This is a genomic window from Mesorhizobium sp. M1E.F.Ca.ET.063.01.1.1 (genome assembly GCF_003998155.1).
Classification (GTDB): domain Bacteria; phylum Pseudomonadota; class Alphaproteobacteria; order Rhizobiales; family Rhizobiaceae; genus Mesorhizobium.
Window position 1 is genome coordinate 1 of record NZ_RZSC01000453.1, and the last position, 4,816, is coordinate 4,816.

6 protein-coding genes are annotated in these 4,816 nt (G+C 65.5%); 3 read left to right on the plus strand and 3 right to left on the minus strand.

The annotated features are described in order from the left end of the window. Positions 1-1,041: NAD(P)/FAD-dependent oxidoreductase (locus tag EOA29_RS25195; protein ID WP_145969786.1), on the minus strand; the 1,041-nt coding region annotated here is incomplete at its 3' end. A gap of 7 nt (positions 1,042-1,048) precedes the next feature. Next, a complete protein-coding gene (locus tag EOA29_RS42310) occupies positions 1,049-1,342 on the minus strand; it encodes a hypothetical protein (RefSeq protein WP_210213171.1) in 294 nt (97 codons plus the stop codon). On the opposite strand from EOA29_RS42310, the gene EOA29_RS25200 reads away from it, so the two are divergent. The 3 genes from EOA29_RS25200 (at position 1,293) to EOA29_RS25210 (ending at position 4,124) form a co-directional block, all read left to right on the plus strand. Beyond that, positions 1,293-1,931 carry a hypothetical protein gene (locus EOA29_RS25200; protein ID WP_126094969.1) on the plus strand — a complete coding sequence of 213 codons (639 nt, stop codon included), beginning with the start codon at positions 1,293-1,295 and terminating at the stop codon, positions 1,929-1,931. The two genes, EOA29_RS42310 and EOA29_RS25200, sit on opposite strands and share 50 nt — an antisense overlap. A gap of 255 nt (positions 1,932-2,186) precedes the next feature. Then, the gene (locus tag EOA29_RS25205; RefSeq protein ID WP_127221772.1) at positions 2,187-3,101 is read left to right on the plus strand and encodes a uracil-DNA glycosylase; all 915 of its coding nucleotides are present in this window, start codon (positions 2,187-2,189) and stop codon (positions 3,099-3,101) included. A gap of 213 nt (positions 3,102-3,314) precedes the next feature. Beyond that, positions 3,315-4,124, plus strand: a complete 810-nt coding sequence (locus EOA29_RS25210) for a helix-turn-helix transcriptional regulator (RefSeq protein WP_126095997.1) — start codon at positions 3,315-3,317, stop codon at positions 4,122-4,124. Between the two features lie 226 nt (positions 4,125-4,350). On the opposite strand, the gene EOA29_RS25215 is transcribed toward EOA29_RS25210, so the two are convergent. Continuing rightward, a partial coding sequence (locus EOA29_RS25215) for a DMT family transporter (RefSeq protein WP_145969787.1) occupies positions 4,351-4,816 on the minus strand: 466 nt, incomplete at its 5' end.

Sequence of the window (4,816 nt, forward strand, 5' to 3'; positions counted from 1 at the left end):
CAGCATGCCGGACAGCACCGCATTGTGCGAACCCTTGATGCGCGGCACGTTGACGAAGCCGGCCGCGCAGCCCATCAGCACGCCGCCCGGGAAGGAAAGCTTCGGCACCGACTGCCAGCCGCCCTCGGTGATTGCGCGCGCGCCGTAGCCGATCCGCTTGGCGCCCTCGAAGGTGCCTTTGATCGCCGGATGCGTCTTGAAGCGCTGGAACTCCTCGAAGGGCGAGAGCCAGGGGTTCTTGTAGTTGAGGTGGACGACGAAACCGACCGCCACCTGATTGTCCTCCAGATGGTAGAGGAAGGAGCCGCCGCCGGTCTTCATGTCGAGCGGCCAGCCGAAGGAATGCTGCACCAGCCCCGGTTTGTGGTTCTCCGGCTTGACCTGCCACAGCTCCTTGAGGCCGATGCCGTACTTGCCGGGCTCGCGGCCGTCGGCAAGCCGGTATTTCGCGATGAGCTGCTTGGCGAGAGAGCCGCGCGCGCCCTCGCCGATCAGCACATATTTGCCCATCAGCGCCATGCCCGGCGCGTAGGCCGGGCCATGCGTGCCGTCCTTCTCGACGCCCATGTCGCCGGTGATGACGCCGGTGACGGCGCCGGCCTCATTGTAGACGAGGCTGGCTGCGGCAAAGCCCGGATAGATCTCGACCCCGAGCGCCTCGGCCTTGGTCGCGAGCCAGCGGCAGACATTGCCGAGCGAGACGATGTAGTTGCCGTGATTGTTCATCAGCGGCGGCATCAGGAAGTTGGGCAGGCGGAACGAACCGGCGGGGCCAAGCACGAGGAAATGATCGTCGGTCACCGGGGTCTTGAACGGATGGCCCTCCTCCTCGCGCCAGCCCGGCAGCAGGCGGTCGATGCCGATCGGGTCGACGACGGCGCCGGACAGGATGTGGGCGCCGACCTCGCCGCCCTTTTCGAGCACGACGACGGAAAGGTCGGGGCTGAGCTGCTTCAGGCGGATGGCGGCGGCAAGCCCGGCGGGACCGGCGCCGACGATCACCACGTCGAATTCCATGCTCTCGCGTTCGATTTCGCTCATCGGCCCCTCACTGGCTCGCCATGTTCTCGCATTCTGCTGGCTCACGCGCTGCATAGCGCATCAATTCGCGACGCGAAACCGGCGCTGACGTGACAACGCCGATTTCGACAAAAAGTCGCGGTTTTCCATGCGAAACGGCCCACGGATAGGCCACTGCGAAGCATAGGCCAGAGCCCTTCAGTGGGAAGGCCAGGCCTGTCCGGCACGTTTTTAATTGTTCGGCGGCTTGCTTATCGGCAATACTTGGGCCCATGCGCACTCCCGAGCCATCCGGCTTTTCATTGAAGCGCTTACTCTTCACGCCCGGCGTGCTCTGCCGCGCGGTTCTTCCGCTCCTCTTCCTGATCGCTCCGGCGCAAGCCGATCCGCAGAAAGTCTGGGCGACCGGCGCCTACTCCTTTTCCGACGAGCTTGGCGGTTTCCGCATCACCGGCGCCTCCGGCGTCGGCACCAAGGAGAACCCGCTCATCATCACCGAGGAGCTGAATTCGGCGACGCCGGTGACGCTGACCATCCGCGCCACCCGGCCGATCGAGGCCTTCGGCAGGGCCGGCGACGTCGCCAATGGCGTCATGTACATGCGCATCGACGTGCTCAACAACAGCGCGCTCCCCTGGGTGGAATTCCAGTTCGAACTGCAGGAGATCCTCGACCAGCCGAGCGTATTCGGCGACGGCCTGTCCTTCGACCAGCGCAACAAGGCGCCCGACAATATCGTCTCGAGCAACTTCGCCGATTTCGACCGCCAGTTCGAACCCTACGACCGGCTCTTGTTCAAAAACGGCAAGGTCGATCCGCTGAAGACGGCGACCTTCGAGTTCCTGATCACCGACTACACGCCGCGCTGGACCTTTTATCTGGTGCAGGACCCGCGCATTCCGACGGGGTGATCTGGATGAATGGTGCGCCCCTTGGAGATTGGCGAAATCGTCGGAACGCGTAATCTCCCCCCCTGGAGGGGGAGATGGCCGGCAGGCCAGAAGGGGTCCTCGCGCGTAAAGCGCCAACCCGCTCGGCGCCCCCCTTGGCGTCGCGTCCGGTCGAACCGACCCCCTCTGTCGCCTTCGGCGACATCTCCCCCTCGAGGGGGGAGATTAACGGTCGCCAACCTTGCAAATCTGCGCTGCGCGGACGATGGTGACGCCATGACTGCCGCCTCCCCCAACACCCCGATCGATATCGCCGAGCTGCTCGCCTTCTATGCCAGCGCGGGCGTCGACGAGGCGCTGGAAGACGCGCCCATCAACCGGTTCGCCGAGGTCAGGCCCAAGCAAGCCGAGCGCGCGCCGGCGCCGGCCGCGCCCGTTCGGGAAAGCAGGCTTCAAGAAAGACAGTCATCCGGGCCCGACGCCAACAGGACAGCGGAGCGGCAGCCGTCTTCGCCCGGGCTGGATGCAAGCGGAATACCGGATGCGCCTGCGCGTCCAATGGCCGCCGCCACGGTGCCCGACGAGGGGCAGGTTCTGCTCGCGCGGCAACTGGCGACCAGCGCCTCGACGCTCGACGAGTTGCGCCGGCATATGGCGGCCTTCGACGGCTGCAATCTCAAATTCACCGCCAAGAACCTGGTCTTCGCCGACGGCAACCCGAATGCCGATCTGATGCTGGTCGGCGAGGCGCCTGGCCGCGACGAGGATTTGGAAGGCCTGCCCTTCGTCGGCCGCTCCGGCCGGCTGCTCGATCGCATGCTGGCCGCGATCGGCCTCGACCGGACATCGGCCTATATCGCCAACGTCATCCCCTGGCGCCCGCCGGGCAACCGCACGCCGACGCCGCACGAGACGGAGATCTGCCGCCCGTTCATCGAAAGGCAGATCGAGCTGGTCAATCCGAAGGTGCTGGTCAATCTTGGCGGCCCCTCCGCCAAGACGCTGCTCAACACCACCGAGGGGATTCTCAGGCTCCGCGGCAACTGGCGGGTGCATACGACGGCTTCCGGCACCGCGATACCCGCGATGCCGACGCTGCATCCGGCCTATCTCTTGAGGACGCCGGCGCACAAGAAGCTGGCATGGCGGGATTTTCTCGAGGTCAAGGCGAAGCTGAGGGCGATTAGCTAATCTCCCCCCTTGAGGGGGAGATGTCGCCGAAGGCGACAGAGGGGGTCGCCTCGCATGGAGCGCCGGCGCCATTTAGCGTGGAGGCGGTTGAGGCGACCCCCTCTGGCCTGCCGGCCATCTCCCCCTCAAGGGGGGAGATTCCTGCGCCGGCGAGCCTCACCGATGACCTTGCAAGTAATTGAAATCCCTCTCTCGCCGCCCTACTCATCCCCCATGACCACATCCGACATCTCCGCCGGCAGCCTCATTCGCGAATGGCGCACGCGCCGGCGTATGAGCCAGCTCGACCTCGCCATGGAGGCCGATATCTCGCAGCGGCATCTCTCCTTCGTCGAAAGCGGCCGCGCCCAGCCGTCGCGCGAGATGGTGCTGCATCTGGCCGAACAGCTCTCCATTCCTCTGCGCCAACGCAACCAATTGCTGCTCGCGGCCGGCTTCGCGCCGAGCTTCAGCGAAAGGCCGCTGAGCGATGCGACGCTGGCGCCGGCACTTGCCGCGGTCGAGACAGTGCTCCGAGGGCACGAACCCTTCCCTGCGCTCGCGGTCGACCGGCACTGGAACCTCGTTTCCGCCAACGCCGCGATCGGCCCATTCCTCGCCGATGTTTCCGAGCCGTCGCTGCTCAAGCCGCCGGTCAATGTGCTGAGGCTGAGCCTGCATCCGGGCGGTGTCGCGCCACGCATCGTCAACCTGGCGGAATGGCGCGCGCATCTGCTCGAGCGCCTGAAACACCAGAACGACGCCACCGGCGACCCCGTGCTGATCGACCTGGAGAAAGAGTTGCGCGCCTATCCGTCCGGCCTGAAAAGCAGCCGGCCGGCGCCGGTCGAGCCGAGCGGCATCGTGCATCCGCTCAGGCTCGCGCATGACGACACTGTGCTGTCTTTCATCAGCACGATCACAGTGTTCGGCACGCCGCTCGACGTCACGCTGTCGGAACTGGCGATCGAATCTTTCTTCCCGGCCGACGAGCAGACGCGAACGGTGCTGCTGCGGCTGGCGAAGGAGCCGAGCTCTCGATAGCTCAAACAGAAAGGTCCGAGGGACAGCACCCCCCTCTGGCCTGCCGGCCATCTCCCCCCGCAAGGGGGAAGATCAGCAGCTTTGCCGACGGGCGCTCTTCCTGCAACGTCGGCGATTGGCGAAAGCCAAGGCGACATCCAATCTCCCCCCTTGCGGGGGAGATGTCCGGCAGGACAGAGGGGGGTGTGAAGGAACTCGGCCTTTGAGGTTTCCTTCTTGAAACAGATCACCCCTGCGGCGGCGTCGCTCTTCGCGTCCGCGTGCGCTCAAGCCCGAGTTGCCGTTCGCGCCAGATGATGAAGATCCCGGCGGCGACCACGATCACGCCGCCTACAAGCGTATTGAGCGATGTCACGTCGCCGAAGACGAAATAGCCGACTACGACGCCAAGGATCATCGAGGTGTATTCGAACGGCGCCACGACGGACGCCTCGGCATGGCGGTAGGCGGATGTCATCAGGATCTGGCCGAGCCCGCCGCAGAAGCCGGCCACGACGAGCAACGCGGCTTGCATCGGTGTCAGCGCCTGCCAGCCGAAAGGCAATGTGAACAGCGCCAGCACGCTCGCGGTCGAGGAGAACCAGAGCACGATGGTCGCCGTCTTCTCGGTCTGCACGAGATTGCGCACCAGAAGCATGGCGACGGCCGAGATTGCCGCGGCGATCAAGGCCGCCATGACGCCCAGCACCTCC